The 15427-nt window shown below is 47.1% G+C and carries 14 protein-coding genes; 8 read left to right on the forward strand and 6 right to left on the reverse strand.

Annotated features, from left to right (window positions below; translation table 11 throughout):
* Positions 1-55 precede the first annotated feature (55 nt).
* Genes NFR98_RS05320 through NFR98_RS05330 form a run of 3 tightly spaced genes read left to right on the forward strand, consistent with a single transcriptional unit; the run spans position 56 to position 4060 of the window.
* On the forward strand, positions 56-1714 hold the full coding sequence (locus tag NFR98_RS05320) for a spore germination protein (RefSeq protein ID WP_251459788.1): 1659 nt from the start codon (positions 56-58) through the stop codon (positions 1712-1714).
* The gene (locus tag NFR98_RS05325; protein ID WP_251459790.1) at positions 1714-2922 is read left to right on the forward strand and encodes a Ger(x)C family spore germination protein; all 1209 of its coding nucleotides are present in this window, start codon (positions 1714-1716) and stop codon (positions 2920-2922) included. The genes NFR98_RS05320 and NFR98_RS05325 overlap by 1 nt, the downstream gene beginning before the upstream one ends.
* A 16-nt stretch (positions 2923-2938) precedes the next feature.
* Positions 2939-4060, forward strand: a complete 1122-nt coding sequence (locus tag NFR98_RS05330; RefSeq protein ID WP_251459792.1) for a GerAB/ArcD/ProY family transporter — start codon at positions 2939-2941, stop codon at positions 4058-4060.
* A gap of 977 nt (positions 4061-5037) precedes the next feature.
* Here NFR98_RS05330 and NFR98_RS05340 read toward each other — a convergent pair.
* Complete coding sequence (locus NFR98_RS05340) at positions 5038-5400, reverse strand: YuzC family spore coat inner layer protein (protein WP_017552033.1); 363 nt, start codon at positions 5398-5400, stop codon at positions 5038-5040.
* A gap of 99 nt (positions 5401-5499) precedes the next feature.
* On the opposite strand from NFR98_RS05340, the gene NFR98_RS05345 reads away from it, so the two are divergent.
* On the forward strand, positions 5500-5886 hold the full coding sequence (locus tag NFR98_RS05345; protein WP_013860109.1) for a PaaI family thioesterase: 387 nt from the start codon (positions 5500-5502) through the stop codon (positions 5884-5886).
* Positions 5887-5952: 66 nt separating this feature from the next.
* On the opposite strand, the gene NFR98_RS05350 is transcribed toward NFR98_RS05345, so the two are convergent.
* Together NFR98_RS05350 and kapB are read right to left on the reverse strand one after the other, a co-directional pair.
* Positions 5953-7161 carry an MFS transporter gene (locus tag NFR98_RS05350; protein WP_061575146.1) on the reverse strand — a complete coding sequence of 403 codons (1209 nt, stop codon included), beginning with the start codon at positions 7159-7161 and terminating at the stop codon, positions 5953-5955.
* A 618-nt stretch (positions 7162-7779) separates the two neighbouring features.
* Positions 7780-8163: a kinase-associated lipoprotein KapB gene (gene kapB, locus NFR98_RS05355; protein ID WP_014097564.1), complete on the reverse strand. Its 384-nt coding sequence runs from the start codon at positions 8161-8163 to the stop codon at positions 7780-7782.
* 134 nt (positions 8164-8297) lie between these two features.
* Between kapB and NFR98_RS05360 the strand changes: the two genes are divergently transcribed.
* The 3 genes from NFR98_RS05360 (at position 8298) to NFR98_RS05370 (ending at position 10907) form a co-directional block, all read left to right on the forward strand.
* Positions 8298-8897, forward strand: coding sequence for a peptidylprolyl isomerase (locus NFR98_RS05360; RefSeq protein WP_014097565.1), 600 nt, complete (start codon positions 8298-8300; stop codon positions 8895-8897).
* 131 nt (positions 8898-9028) lie between these two features.
* Positions 9029-9241, forward strand: coding sequence for a hypothetical protein (locus NFR98_RS05365; RefSeq protein WP_235221920.1), 213 nt, complete (start codon positions 9029-9031; stop codon positions 9239-9241).
* A 415-nt stretch (positions 9242-9656) separates the two neighbouring features.
* Positions 9657-10907: a L,D-transpeptidase family protein gene (locus tag NFR98_RS05370; RefSeq protein WP_014097567.1), complete on the forward strand. Its 1251-nt coding sequence runs from the start codon at positions 9657-9659 to the stop codon at positions 10905-10907.
* 388 nt (positions 10908-11295) lie between these two features.
* Here the strand turns inward: NFR98_RS05370 and NFR98_RS05375 are convergent, their stop codons facing one another.
* Both NFR98_RS05375 and NFR98_RS05380 read right to left on the reverse strand, forming a co-directional pair.
* Positions 11296-12138 carry an aldo/keto reductase gene (locus tag NFR98_RS05375; protein ID WP_251459795.1) on the reverse strand — a complete coding sequence of 281 codons (843 nt, stop codon included), beginning with the start codon at positions 12136-12138 and terminating at the stop codon, positions 11296-11298.
* 383 nt (positions 12139-12521) lie between these two features.
* Entirely contained in the window at positions 12522-13379 is an 858-nt protein-coding gene (locus NFR98_RS05380; protein WP_013860101.1) for an aldo/keto reductase, read from the reverse strand.
* Positions 13380-13576: 197 nt separating this feature from the next.
* On the opposite strand from NFR98_RS05380, the gene NFR98_RS05385 reads away from it, so the two are divergent.
* Positions 13577-14608 (forward strand): NADH:flavin oxidoreductase/NADH oxidase, encoded by a 1032-nt coding sequence (locus tag NFR98_RS05385; protein ID WP_017553439.1) that lies wholly within the window; start codon positions 13577-13579, stop codon positions 14606-14608.
* Positions 14609-14981: 373 nt separating this feature from the next.
* Here NFR98_RS05385 and NFR98_RS05390 read toward each other — a convergent pair whose 3' ends face one another.
* Entirely contained in the window at positions 14982-15191 is a 210-nt protein-coding gene (locus NFR98_RS05390; protein ID WP_019721420.1) for a helix-turn-helix domain-containing protein, read from the reverse strand.
* Positions 15192-15427 lie beyond the last annotated feature (236 nt).

The following is a 15427-nucleotide window of genomic DNA, read 5'->3' on the forward strand; positions in this document are numbered from 1 at the left end:
CAGTAGTTTGTGCTCCGTTGCAAACAGTCATGCACGGGCGAAAAGGAGGATCGGTATGCCATATTGGTGGAAAAAACAGAGAAGCGCTGCAAAAAATAAAAACAAAAGTGCAAAGAAAAGCGGGGATGTGCAGAAAACACCTGTGCGCGGGAATGATACGAGCGGGACTGTAACGGATATCCCGTGTTTGACCATGGGCACCGATTTAAAAACGTGCATCCAACAGTTGAAAAAAACAACCGGGAACAGTTCTGATATTGTGATTCATGAAATCATGCTTGGAAGCGGCAATGATTTACCGGCTGCCGTTATATCCGTTGATGGCCTGTATGATCCGAAAATGATCAATGAAAACCTGCTTGAAATCTTGATGGGTAATCCGGAAATCGACGGGTATTTGGACGGTGAAAATATACTCGACAGCATCATAAAGCATGTCATTAAAATTGGCGGCGTAAAAAAGGTCATGAATTGGAATGACTTGTTTGCGGAGCTGTTGAGCGGACAGACCATTTTACTGATTGACGGCGTATACGGCGGATTAAGCATCAGCACAAGGGGCGGGAAACAGCGGGCGATTGAAGAACCTTCAACCGAAGTAACTGTACGCGGCCCGCGTGAAGGTTTTACTGAATCTTTACGTGTGAACACCTCATTGATCCGCAAACGGATTAAAGACCCGAATTTGTGGATTGAGAACTTTAAAATCGGGGAAGTGACTCAGACCGATGTTGCGCTCATGTACATAAAAGGAATTGTAAACGATAAAATCCTTGAAGAAGCCCGTAAACGGTTAAACACGATTAAAATCGATGCCATTCTGGAATCGGGATATATTGAACAGCTCATTGAAGATAGAACGTATACCATTTTCCCGACAATGTACCATTCGGAAAGGCCGGATGTGGTGGCGGCCAATTTATTGGAAGGCCGTTTCGCCATCATTGTGGACGGCACGCCGTTCGTTTTGCTCGCACCTGCTGTTTTTATCCAATTTTTCCAGTCGGCAGATGACTATTATACACGGTTTGACATTGCGACAGCGCTCCGCTTTTTGCGGGTGCTCAGCTACTTAATCTCACTTGTTGGGCCTGCTGTCTATGTCGCCGTGACAACCTATCATCAGGAACTTATCCCAACACAGCTTGTTTTCACGCTCGCGGCGCAGCGGGAGACGATTCCTTTCCCGGCTGTTGTCGAGGCAATTGGGATGGAGATTGTATTTGAAATCCTCCGGGAAGCCGGACTTCGTCTGCCGCGTCCGATCGGCCAGACCGTCTCGATTGTCGGGGCGCTTGTCATCGGGCAAGCGGCAGTGCAGGCCGGACTTGTTTCTCCCGCAATGGTCATTGTGGTATCGATCACGGCCATCGCCAGTTTTTCTACCCCTTCTTTTTTCATTGCTGTTTCAGCCAGATTGTGTCGTTTTGTTTTTATGCTTCTGGCGGCTACTTTCGGTTTTTACGGCATCATTATTGGGATGATTGCGCTTGTTGTCCATTTGACCAGCTTGCGGTCTTTCGGCGTGCCATACACGGCGCCGATTGCCCCTTTCATTCGTTCCAACTCCGGTGATACGGTGATCCGCGTGCCAATGTGGTCGATGAGCGCCAGGCCGCGTCTCTTCAGCCAGAAAAATATCGTCCGCCAGGCAGAAAACCAAAAGCCAATGCCGCCGAAACAAAAAAATGATGCGAATGGGGAGCAACCATGATGAGCAGTCGATGGAAAACGGCCGTTGCCCTTTTTATGGCTTCTTTTTTGCTGACAGGCTGCTGGAGCCATAAAGAGTTAACGGATATTGCCTTTGTAAGCGCCATTGGCATTGACCAGCTTGAGAACGGGCATTATTTGCTGACCTATCAAATTGTTAATTACTTAAACATTCCAAGCGGCATGCAAATCGGCGGCGGGCAGGGTCCTCCTGTTACCATCTATCAGACGGAAGGCAAAACGATTGAGGAAGCCATTCTCGCTTCAGACCAGGAAATTTCCAGGAGACTATATTTTTCTCATACAAACGTTCTCTTGATTGGCAGAAACTTGGCGGAAAATGGCATCTATCCGGTTATTGATACTTTTGACAGGCGTAAAGAATTCCGCAATACTGCTTCCGTTCTGATTGCCCGCAAAGGTAAGGCGGAAGATATTCTTCAGGTGATGACGCCGATTGACCATATTCCGACCAATAAAATCAATAAAACATTGGAAGATGCGGAAGAAAATGTCGGTGGGCGAATAAAAACAGATGTTTCCGATATCTTATATGACTTTACAACGGAAGGAAAAGAAGCGGTAGTGGGAAGCTTCAAGCTGATAGGGGATCCGAAAAAAGGAGGGAAGCAGGACAGCCAGAATCAAACAAAACTGGACGCATACTTAACGAGCGGAGGGATCGGGATCTTAAAACATGGAAAATTGATTGATTGGGTAGGCGGACAGGATGCCCGTACGATTACATGGCTATTGAAAAAAACAAAGATGTCTGCGCTAGAAATAGACTGGGCTCATCATCCAAATGCGCTCGGGCTGCGGGTAAGAAAAACGATTATCGGAATGAAACCGGTTATGAAAAACGGGAAGCCGGAAATGCATATTCACATTCGCCTTGCAGGTCAGCTACAAGAAGTCGATGTGCCGCTTGATGTAATGGATTCCAAGGAAATGGTCCGGATTGAAAAAGCATACGAAAAAAATGTGGAGCAGCAAATCAACAAAGGCATTCGCCATATGCAGCGCGATCAATGTGATGTGTTCGGCTTCGGGGAAATGATTTACCGCCAGTACCCGAAAGAGTGGCACAGTTTAAAGCATCATTGGAATGAAAATGGTTTTGCCCATTTAAAAGTGAAAGTGCATGCAGATGTCGTCATCGCCAATTCTGAACTACGGACAAATCCATTCCTTTCAAATTTAAAATAATAGGGCCTGGTGATATATGGAAAAGGCGAAGATTTCCTCATACCAATTATTTGTGTTAATTTGTATGTTTGAACTAGGCAGTGCCCTTTTGCTGGGGATCGGAAAGGGCGCAAAGCAGGATGCATGGCTTGCGGTTTTAAGCGGCTTGAGCGTTGGGTTTTTCTTGTTTTACGTTTATTACAAAATATTTTCCTTCTATCCTGGCATTTCGCCGGTCGAATGGTTGCGGGCGATTTACGGAAAAGTCATTGGCTGGTTTTTCGGCTTTGCCATGGGCATTTACTTTTTGTATCTTTCTGCCAGGGTGCTGCGCGACTTTGGAGAAATGCTGATTATATCGGCTTATCCGGAAACACCGCGATTTATTATCACAGTGATCATGGCTTTTTGCGTCATGTATGCAGTGAAAAAAGGAATGGAAGTGATGGCCAGAACCGGGGAGATCTTTTTCATCTTTATTTATTTTTTGGCAATTACGAGTTTCGTATTGATTACTTCATCGGGGCTCATTAACGTTAATTATTTGAAACCCATACTGGAAAACGGACCCATGCCTATTATGAAAACAATGGCGACAGAGACGATTTATATTCCTTTCGGCGAAACGATTGCGTTTTTGTCCATTTTTCCGCTTGTAGACAAGATAAAGGGTGTAAAGGTAGCCGGGCTGTCCGCCATGTGGTTAAGCGGTACAAATTTGGCGATCTCGATGCTGATCAATACCTGTGTACTTGGCGTGGATGTAATGATGCGTTCCCCGTTTCCGCTGCTTACGACCATCCAGGAAATTCAAATCGCCCATTTTCTGGAGCGGTTGGATGTATTTTTTATGTTGGCTTTAATCGTTGGCGGCTTTTTTAAAGTAGGGATTTTCTTATATGCGGCTTGCATAATGTTTACGGAGCTGTTTCATGTGAGCAGCTATAAGAGAACAGTTTATCCGCTCGGCCTGATCATGTTGTGCGCATCGGTGATGATTGCGTCAACGTATGCGGAACATATTGATGAGGGCATCAAAGTGGTGCCTGTTCTGCTTCACCTTCCCATGCAAGTGGTTTTTCCGATTATAACGCTTTTGCTGATTTTGTGGCAGGAAAGACGCAAAAAAAAGAACGGGCAAAAGTCAGCGTCTGCGTAACGCCCAATCCGGTAGTGCTGGGATGCATACACTAAAAATAGAAGGAGAGGAGGTTATTTGATGTATCCGCATGCACATTACCCGGCACGTTCCCCGTTTTTCGCAGGACCGCTTCTGGGTGGTTTTCTCGGCGGTTTGCTTGGCGGGGCACTGGTAAGGCCACGCCCGTATTTTCCATACCCTCCGGTGCCATATCCACCGGTTCCGTACGGAGGATATCCGCCATTCCCGTATTATTAAAAATAACCCCCGCTTCTCAAGCGGGGGTTATTTTTTCGGAAAGATACCCGGCTCCTTTGGTTGCAAGAAGTTCCGAAACAAGGATTTTGTTGGAACGGCTTCAAATGATAAAACATGAAGGACAATTTGGGGAGCGGCGCCCACGTTTTTGTCTTTCATACAAACGATGAAGGACAATTTGGGGTAAGGAGTCCTTGATTTTATCCTTCATTCAGTTTATGAAAGACATTTCGCCGTTCTGGGTTTTGAAATTTGTCCTTCATCGGGTTGATGAAGGACAATTCGGAGCACGGAGCCTTTGTTTTTGTCTTTCATACAGCTTATGAAGGACAATTTGGGGTAAGGAGTCCTTGATTTTGTCCTTCATTCAGTTTATGAAAGACATTTCGCCGTCCTGGGATCTGAAATTTGTCTTTCATCGGGTTGATGCAGGACAAATCGTGGTATGGAGCCATTGATTTTGTCTTTCATACAGCTTATGAAGGACAATTCTGGGTACGGATCCATTGATTTTGTCCTTCATTCAGTCTATGAAGGACATTTCGCCGTTCTGGGATTTGAAATTTGTCTTTCATCGGATTGATGAAGGACAATTCGGAGCACGGAGCCATTGATTTTGTCTTTCATACAGCCGATGAAGGACAAATCAGAGAGCCGCGTCTTTGGTTTCGTCCTTCATACAGCTTATAAAAAACAATTCGGGGGGCAGGATCCCAGAGCTATGGACAAGCCGCAAGTTATGACCAGCGCATTTTCATCCGGAGCTCACAGCAAGGTTCCTGGTTGCCCGCGGCCTGGTGGACAAACTGCAATACAAGGCCGTCCGGTGTATAAAACACGCGCGGTATATGCTGGATACCGGTACCCGTCAGCATGCGACCGACATCGGTCGAATCTGATTTTTGTGCAGCAGACATCAGTTGCCCGGCAAAAGCCGTAGAGCGGGAAATGCGGTTAAGCAAAAGCTGTGCATCTGCCAAGAGCGCGTGCGTGCGCATGGCCGAATCCATAAATTTTTTCGGGTGGACGGCAGGATATTGGCGGTAAGGCATGGAATAGTATGGAAAGGAAGGAACAACATAATACGGATTGTAGTACAATATTCTCACCTTCTTTCTCAGGCGGGGATCATCATTTTTTACATCGTATGAAAGAAAGGCTTGAAAGATGTATGGACAATCCGAACCGGGGGGAAAGAGATGGAATTGGAACATACAATGATCGGCGCGCTGGGCATAAAACTTGTCCAAATGGAGCCCGGGAAAGTAGTGGCGACCATGCCTGTGAATGAAAAAACGATACAGCCGCTCGGATACCTGCACGGCGGGGCATCCGTTGCACTCGCGGAAACCGCAGCAAGCCTCGGGGCTGCGATGCTGATCGATTTAGAAAAAGAAGTCTGTTTCGGACTTGAAATCAATGCCAACCATATCCGCTCAAAACGAAACGGCACCGTAACCGCAGTTGCCGAGGCCGTGCACCGGGGCAAAAGCACCCAGGTTTGGGAAATCAAAATCAAAGACGAAGACGAAAACTTAATTTGCCTGTCGCGCTGTACCATTGCGGTCGTGCCAAAAAAAAGCTAAAAGTTTCACGGCCCGGCAAGAAAAAGTAAAAACGGCAAGATACCACCAAACTGGTATCTTGCCGTTTTAGCTTTCCCGGACGGTGCGGCGCTGTTCTGATTTTACACTGTAAAGAAGGAGCGCAAATGCGAACAGGAACAAAACTCCGGTTACATAAAACACAGATGAAATGCCGGAGATGACGGATACGTAACCGCCAATCAGCGGCCCTGTTACATTCCCGAGAAACCGGAAACTTTGGTTATAACCGAGCACTTCGCCTTGCATGCTGAGCGGCGCTTCGAGGCGGATAAACGCCACAATGCTCGGGTTCATCCCGCCGATCACCATGCCGAACAAAAACCGCAAAATAATCAGTTGCCATAAATGGCTTACGAGAGCTTGCGGCACCATGAAGGCACAGGCAAGCACAAGCAAAATCAAAAGAATCCTTGCATGCCCGTATTTATCGCCAAGCATGCCCCACTGCCTTGCCAAAAGCAGGTTGCCGAAGCCGGTGGCGGAAAAAGCAAGCCCAGATAAAAATGCAATATTGCCTGAACTTGTCAAATGGCTGACATACAGTGCCAAAAGCGGCTGAACACAAAAGTTCGCCATTTGGATCAAGAGTGCAATCACCATAACAGTAATCAAAATCCGGCGGCTGACAATTTGTTTCACAACAGCGAGGGGAGAAACAGGTTTCCCTTTTCGCCGGGCAGGATCGGCACGTTTTTCTTTAATGCCGAAAACAACGCCAAGCGCGGCAATCGAAATGGCAACGGCTGTAATCATAAAAGTGTATTTAAAACCAAAATTGTCCGCAATCGATCCGCCAATCAGCGGCCCGAATAAGTTTCCGGAAACATTGCCCATTTGCAAAGTGCCGAGCACCTTGCCGGCTTCCTCCTTCGAGGTCTGCTTGGAAATGAGCGCCATGGAAGTCGGGATAAACCCGGTCACGATCCCCATGAAAATCCGGGTCAAAAATAAAGTGGCGACATTGTCCGCAAGCCCCATAAACAACAGGCTCGCGGCAATGCCGAACCCGGTAATAATAAGCGTCGGTTTAAAGCCGTATTTGTCGCCGATGCGCCCCCAGATTGGCGACATAAAAAAAGCAACCAGAAAGGTCACGCCAAAAATATATCCGGCCCAGCGCTGGACATAGCTGTCGCTGAAGTGGCCGAATGTTTGAATATATAACGATAAAAACGGAACGATCATCGTTAAGCTGGCACCTACTAAAAAGTTACAGACGAACATAATATACAAATTGCGTTTTTCCTGGCTCATCAGATGAGAAAATCGCCTCCTTGCGCAATAAAAAAAGATAAAAGTATATAGAGTAAATATTTCGTTGACCTAAATATTATTATAAAACTTATCACCGAAACTTCAACAAAACCGGCTTGTAAAAAAAGGTGTCCGTTTTTTGACGGAGGAACTTTACCCTTGCATCGTATGCTTGAAACGCACTTTTGTATAGGACGGCCCGCACATCTAGTATATGTTTGAAATCCGAACCCCATTTTGGAAAAGTTTGGATCCCGCCCGTTTTGCCACAAACAGTTCCGGCCGGGCCATGTACGCGCAATTTATCAAGTAAAACGGCAGAGAAATGTTGGATCGTGTTTGAAAGGGAATGATGAAGGAGGATATCCTATCATTTTCAAAGTAAACGAATACAAAGGCATCCGGCTGATTTAAGGCTGGTATATCAGAACATGGAAGGCAAAATCCGGATCCACGGATTTGGGCATCGGCATTTGGCACTGGATATTTACGCGCGGCTTACAGGAAGGAAGTAAAAAGAAGCATTCCCCGATTCCCTTTTTGCCGCAGAAAAAAGGGGATATCACGTTTTCCCTAACAGTATCATTGCCCCTGCCATCAGAAAACCCGCTGGGAAAATCATCCAACGGGTGATATGCCATATTCTTTCATCAAACTTTTTAACGCGGCGATGCTTTTCCGGCTGTAAAGTGTGTCTTCTTTTTCAAGCTTTTCCATCAGTTCGCGGACAGCGGTTTTTAGCGACGCCTCGTAATCCGGAATCTCGCCGTTGTACGGTTTGACCGTTTTCCGCGGGATATTCGCTTGTTCTCCGAAGGCCAAAGCTTTCCGCTCATGGAAAAACGGTACATCCCCTTCATTCGGGTGGTGCAAATCCCCCTGGGCGGGATGCTTTAACACGGCCAGTACCTTAAATACATAATGGTCGGGAAACACTTGCGTAATTTCTCCAATATATTTCCCGGTTTTTTTCGTTGTCACAATCTTATCTCCAACTTCCAAGCTGATTCCCCCTTGCGCTTTTACTACCATTATGGTGAAAAAGCCGGAAAGAAGCAAAAGAAAACGTTTGGACTTTTTGCCCGGATTTTAGTAAAGTAGACAAGAATAGTGAAACAAATGGAGGTTTTAAACATATGGCAGACGAAACCATGTATCCGCAACTTCAAGCGGGCGTGCGCGAAAACGAAACGGTCGCAGACATGCAGACCAATATGGGAACGATCACGATCAAGCTGTTTCCAGCGTTTGCGCCGAAAACGGTCGAGAATTTTGTCACGCACAGCAAAAACGGTTACTATGACGGCTTGACGTTCCACCGTGTGATCGATGGGTTCATGATCCAGGGCGGGGACCCGAGCGGAAACGGGACCGGCGGCGAAAGCATCTACGGCGCCCCGTTCGAAGACGAATTTTCAGAACGGCTTTTCAATTTCCGCGGTGCCTTGTCCATGGCCAACGGCGGCCCGAACACAAACGGCAGCCAGTTTTTCATCGTCCAAAGCAAAACGGTTGATCCCAGCATGAAAGGGCAAATGGAACAGGCGGGTTACCCGGCTGAAGTCGTAGAAGCTTATATGGAAAAAGGGGGGACACCGTGGCTTGATTTCCGTCACACCGTATTCGGCCAGGTCATGGAAGGCATGGAGGTTGTCGATGAAATCGCCGGCGTCCGTACAGGTCTGCAGGATAAACCGGTGCACGATGTCATCATCGAAAAAATCACCATACGTTAATCGCGAGTTACCATGCCGGCCTGCCCTGCGGCTTTTTTCGGAAACCTGTTCAACAGCACCGCATGAAAAATGCGGTGCTGTAACCGTTTCATTTGCGGCCCCTGGCTGTTATAATGGTTGAAAAGGGGGAAGTGCCATTGTTTCCATATCTCATCGGATTTCTTGTTCAATTTCCGCAGGAGAAAAAATATTATATCCCGGCGTTGATCTCACTTTCCTTTTTTGTGCTGCTTGCGGTGCTCGTGTTTTTCATTTTCCGGAAAATCAATGAAAAGCAGGTGAAGCAGGCAAAAAAACTGGAAGAAGAAATCATGAAGAAAAATCGCTTTCCGCATGCGGATTAGCGTTTTCTTTTTTATAGGAGGTGGCAGATGTGGTTACGGCATGCCATTACAAATGCGCTTATTGTGTTTTCTTTTTTATAGGAGCAGACAGATGAGATGTCAGGCTAAAACACCGCTGTTTCCGGGGGAAAAAGCAGGGGATGGCGTCATGCGCTTCCCAAAGATTTGTGAACGTTGGATGAAATGGAATAAATGACTTGTATAACCGGACTGATTCATATATCTTATATGTAAATGATGTAATCTTTTTGTAACATAAACTACTTTATTGGGGTGATCGGCCATAACCAGGAAGAAAAGTCTTCTTATTGGCATCATTGCGGCAGTTGTCATCATTCTTTTAGGCGGTGCCGGCTATTACCAGGCTACCCGTTTTAATCCGCATGTCAAAATCAACAACGTCAAAGTCGGCGGCATGACCACTGAACAGGCGATGAAAAAATTAAAGTCTATGACATTAACAAATAAAGTATATGTCGGGAACAAAGTTTTGGTGGACGGGAAAGATACAAAGGTCCGTTTTACAGACGGTGATATGGCGAAGGTAAAACGCGTTTTCAAAACCCAGCGCACATGGATTCCGTCTTTTAAAGAGAAAAATTATATGGTCATGCCGGGGCGGACGGATCACTACCGCAATGTGACACTGAAGCAGGAAGTTTCCAAAAAACTGGAACAGCAAAATCAACATCTGCAGGCACCAAAAGATGCACAGGCTTATCTGAAGGACGGAAAAATTGGTGTATCGAAAAGCGAAAACGGCAATCAATACGACATTTCCGCCATGTTAAAGGCATATGACACACAAAAATACAATAGTGAAATTCATTTGCGTCCGGTAAAACTTCAACCGGTCCGCGAAAACAGCAAAATTGTAAAGCAGGAAAAGCAAAAGCTTGAGGAACTCTCGAACAAGACTGTCAACTATATCCTGCAGGAAAAGAAATATCCGTTCAAGGCAAGTGAACTAATTCAAAATGCATCCGTCTCAAAAGATATGAAACTAGCAATTGACCCGTCCGGCATCCAGTCGCGGCTGGATGCGTTGAACAAGGAGAAATCGACGCTCCATAAAAACTTCAGTTTCAAAACGCATGCGGGCTCCGTCATTTCCGTAAAAGGCCAGTCGTACGGCTGGGCGATTGATACGAAAGCGGAAGCGAAACGGATTGCGGACGCCTTTCAAAACGGCAAGGATACCGTCAAGGCTTACAATATTTACGGCGAAGGGTACAGCACGATCGGCGTCGGCTACCATGTCCTGGCCGAAAACGGGATTGGCGATACGTATGCGGAAGTGTCGATTTCCGACCAGCGCATCTGGATTTATAAGGACGGCAAGCTGAAAGTCACGACCCGGGTTGTAACGGGAAGGCATGATACACACGAAGATACGCCAAAAGGGGTTTGGTACATCGAATATAAAGAGTCCCCGTCTGTATTGGAGGGCAGTGAAGCGGGCAACCCGAATTATTCCGTTAAGGTAAAATATTGGGCGCCTTTCACGCTCGGCGGTGTTGGCTTCCATGATGCGAGCTGGCGGAAGAACTGGGCCATGGACGCCTATGTCCACCACGGCTCCGGCGGATGTGTGAACACGCCGCCAAGTGTCATGAAAACCGTCTATGACAACCTGGAACAAAACGAACCGGTCATCGTTTATTAATGGCCGGAACCGGCTTCTATCCGGTCCGGTTCTTGTTTTAAAAAAGGGGCAGTCCCATTTGGCTCCTGAACAGATAATTGTGAGATTCATGAAACGCTAGTGGGCATCGTGACGGAAACCGAACAACCAATTGTATCGTGCTTATAAAAAAAGGAGCAGTCCCGTTGGCTCCTGAACAGATAATTGTGAGATTCATGAAACGTTTGTGGGCATCGTGACTGAAATGAACAACCAACAACCAACTATATCATACTTACAAAAATAAGGGGCTCCCATCAGCCGTTTAACGACTATTGGGATAGCCCCTTTTTTTACATGGCTTTAAAATTTTTCATAGATTGCCGGAACCTTCTCAAAATACGTATCTGCATCGTTCACAAATATGTCTTTAAAATTCTTCATAGGTTGCCGGATCCTGGCCGAAAGTCCTGCCGTCCGGGCGGCTTAACCCGGATATGGTGCGCATCTCTTCTTCAGAAAGCGAAAAATCAAAGATAGACAAGTTTTCCAGCTGCCTTTCCGGTGAAGCCGATTTCGGGAGCGGAATGGCGCCAAGCTGTGTATGCCAGCGCAAAATCACTTGCGGAACGGATTTCTGATGGGCCGCAGCAATTTTTTGAATCGCCGGATCTTCAAGCAGATGGTTCGCTCTTCCAAGCGGGCTCCATGATTCCGTTACAATTCCGTGTTCTTCATGCCAGGCGCGCTGCTCCTCCTGTGCGAAATAAGGGTGAAGTTCCACCTGGTTTATGCTCGGCGCAACCCCGGTTTCTTTTATGATCCGTTGCAAATGCTCCGGCAAAAAGTTGGAAACGCCGATCGAGCGGACAAGCCCCCATTTTTGCGCATCGACAAGCGCCTGCCACGCTTCCACATATAAATCTTTGCTTGGGTTCGGCCAGTGGATGAGGTAAAGGTCAAAGTAATCGAGGCCGGACCTGTACAATGATTCCTGAATGGTCTGGACCGCTTCTTTATAAGCATGGTGCCGCCCCGGGAGTTTCGAAGTGATGCGCAGCTGTTCACGCGGAACGGAAGAGCGCCGGACCGCTTCGCCGACCGCTCCTTCGTTTTCATAATTAAATGCCGAATCAATCAGGCGGTAACCCGCATCAATGGCGCTTACGATCGCCTGGACGCCTGCCGCCCCGTTCAGTTTGTATGTGCCGAATCCGACGGCCGGAACGGTCATCCCGTCGTTCAGTTTGATTTCAGGAATGGAAATGGACAATTTCTATCGCTCCTTTCGTATTTTGTAATCAGTATACCAATGGCTGGAAAATGCGTCCATTTTGATGATTGATCTTGCTGCCTTGGGGCAGAGAAAAACCAGCGTAAAATTTAAACCAGCGGGTTCAGGCGAAAAGATCCAAAACAACAGGCGCAGCCCCCCGCGAAACGGCGGGCATGAACCTCCCATGGTGGCTTCGCATTCGCTGGAAAAAAAGCAGCCGGCATGAAAAGTACAGCAAAACCAAAGGGGATCTCTGGAAAAATCAATCAATCGCCGGAAAGCCGCAAGAAATTGGCGATGGGAGGCGCTCCGGGAGAAACCGGTATCATTTCCGGAAAAGCAATTAAAAAAGCAGCTGCCCAGAGGACAGCTGCCCGTCTTTATTCCGGCCTTACGGAAGTTTGTGCTAAAAATTCTTCGTCATCCGGATTCCTTCCGTACCGTTTCCCGGTGTTCAAAGAAGCGATTTTTTCCATGTCTTCCGGGGTTAACGAGAAATCGAAAATCTCGCTGTTTTCTTTAATCCGGCTCGGGGTCACCGATTTTGGAATGACGACAATGCCTCGTTCCACGTGCCAGCGCAGCACAATTTGCGCCGGGGTTTTGCCGTATTTTTTCCCAAGCTCAACCAAAACAGGCTGCTCAAGCAGGTTGTTTTTGCCCTGGCCGAGCGGGCCCCATGCTTCATGTAAAATATGATGCTGTTTCAGAAATGCATGCAGTTCATTTTGCGGAAATTCCGGATGTGTCTCAATTTGGTTGATCACCGGCACCACTTCGCTATGGGCCAGCAAATCTTCCAAATGGTGGATTTGGAAATTCGATACGCCGATCGCTTTTACTTTGCCTTCATGGTAAAGTTCTTCCATTGCTTTCCATGTTTCAATATATTTCGGTGACGGCCAGTGGATCAAGTAAAGATCCAAATAATCGGTGCCAAGACGGTCGAGGCTCGCCTGGAAAGCGGCTTTTGTTTCTTCATAGCCGTGGTCGTAGTTCCACACTTTCGACGTAATGAAGATTTCTTTCCGGTCTACGCCGCTTTCCCGGATTGCATCGCCGACATATGTTTCATTCCCGTAAATCATCGCAGTATCAATATGGCGGTAGCCGGTTTCCAGCGCGGCTTTCACAGCGTTTTTCAACTCATTTTCTTCTTTTACAAGAAAAACGCCGAGGCCGAGTTGCGGGATTTCAACGCCGTTATTGAATGTTAATTTTGGAATCGTTTGAGCCATCCTTCATTCCTTCTTTCGCTTAGATATGTAAGTGTATGATGATTTTAACACAATCAGGCAGAATTTTGCACGCACAAGGACTGTGAGCGCAAGTTTTGACGGTTGGAACACCGGTTTGTTATATTTGGAACGAACTTTTCCGCCATTTACATAGCGGTTCAGGTGCAAAAATATCAGGCGTAAGGAGTGGTTTTGCAATGAATGATTTATTTACCCCGTACAAGCTGAAATCGCTTGAAGTGAAAAACCGTATTGTCATGCCTCCTATGTGCCAATACTCCGTTGAGAAAAAAGATGGCGTTGCCACTGACTGGCATTATGTCCATTACGTCAGCCGTGCCATCGGGGGTGCCGGCCTGATCATTATTGAGATGACCGATGTGGAGCCGGACGGCAGAATTACCGACAACGATCTCGGCTTATGGTCTGATGAACAGATCGCCCCGCTTGCCAAAATTGTGGAAGCGTGCCATCAGTACGGCGCCAAAGTCGGGATTCAAATCGGACATGCCGGCAGAAAAGCACAGGACGCAAAACAGCCGGTTGCCCCTTCCCCTATCCCTTTTGATGACAATGCAAAAACACCGAAGGCATTAACGAAGGAAGAAATCAAAGAAGTCGTCCGCAAATTTGGCGAATCTGTCCGCCGCGCCGTCCAGGCCGGTTTTGACACGATCGAACTCCACGGCGCGCACGGTTATCTGATCCATGAATTCCAGTCGCGCTATACAAACAAACGGTCAGATGAATACGGACAGGATTTGGCATTATTCGGAAAAGAAGTCATCGCCGCTGCCAAAAAAGAAATGCCTGCTGACATGCCGCTTATTATGCGCATTTCAGCCCGTGAATATGTCGATGGCGGGTATGGCATTGAAGAAAGCATTGCATTTTCGAAGGCGTATAAGGAAGCGGGTGTTGACCTGTTTCATATCAGTTCCGGAGGCGAGGGCCCTATCGGTGCAGACGGGCGCCCGGGGACGCACGCTGCTTACCAGGTGCCGCTTGCACGCCGGATCAAAGAGGCTTTAAACGTTCCGGTCATTGCTGTCGGCCGGCTGGAAGACCCGGTTCTTGCCAATGCGGTAATCGGAAACGAAGAAGCAGATCTTGTTGCGGTCGGCAGAGGCATGCTCCGCAACCCGTACTGGGCGCTCGAAGCCGGTATCGTGCTCCGCAAAGACGCAGGTATTCCGGTCCAATATACAAGAGGATTTCCAAAAAGATAAGGAAGTCTGTTTGCAGCGGCCGCCCGTAGAAGTTCCCGAAGCGAACACTTGAAGCCGGTACCGCGCTGGAAAAACGGTCCAATATACAAGGGAATTTCCAAAACGGTAAGGAAGTCTGTTTGCAGCGGCCGCCCGTGCATTCTGGCTGAAAGGATAAAAAGCGAATCCAAAAAACAGGAAAACAGCGCTCTAAACGAGGCGCTGTTTTTTCTCTTTACAGCATACAAAAAACGGGGCCGGAAAACGGGACCCGCAAAAATAAAAAAAGGGGGAATACTTATGATAGTGCGGCTTCCCGAAAGTCGCCCTCACTAAGGAAAGCATTGTAGTATTAGGATAGCCGTTGTGAATGAAATTTAAACCTCTTATAAAATTATTTTTTTCCGAGCGCTTCCAAAAATACGGAAGCGGCTACATCAAGAACAGTGGAGAGTTTTAATATTGTCTGTGTGGTCGGAATTTGTTCCCCGGTTTCGTACTGTTCGAGTGTATGTTTGCCAATCCGGGCTTTCACGGCCAGTTCTTCGATGCTCATCCCGTTTAATTCACGGTAAAATTTCAACTTCTCGCCAAAGCTATTCATGAGACGCCCTCCCTTAACGATTATTTTAAATAAAAATACTTCCTTTCCATATTCATTTCTTTATTTTATTGTAGCATATGGGCGGGTGGCAGGCTGAAGCAATTTTTTGAACTTTTTTAACGTCTTTCCGAAAGAAGTCTCCCATCCTCAAGGAATGTGAAGGTGCGAATCGCACCAATGAGTAGGTGGGAGATGAATTTCGGTTGGCTTTAGCCAAAGTTATTTTTCCAATCCTT

The sequence above is a fragment of the Weizmannia agrestimuris genome (genome assembly GCF_943193165.1).
In the GTDB taxonomy this organism is placed as follows: domain Bacteria; phylum Bacillota; class Bacilli; order Bacillales; family Bacillaceae_C; genus Weizmannia; species Weizmannia faecalis.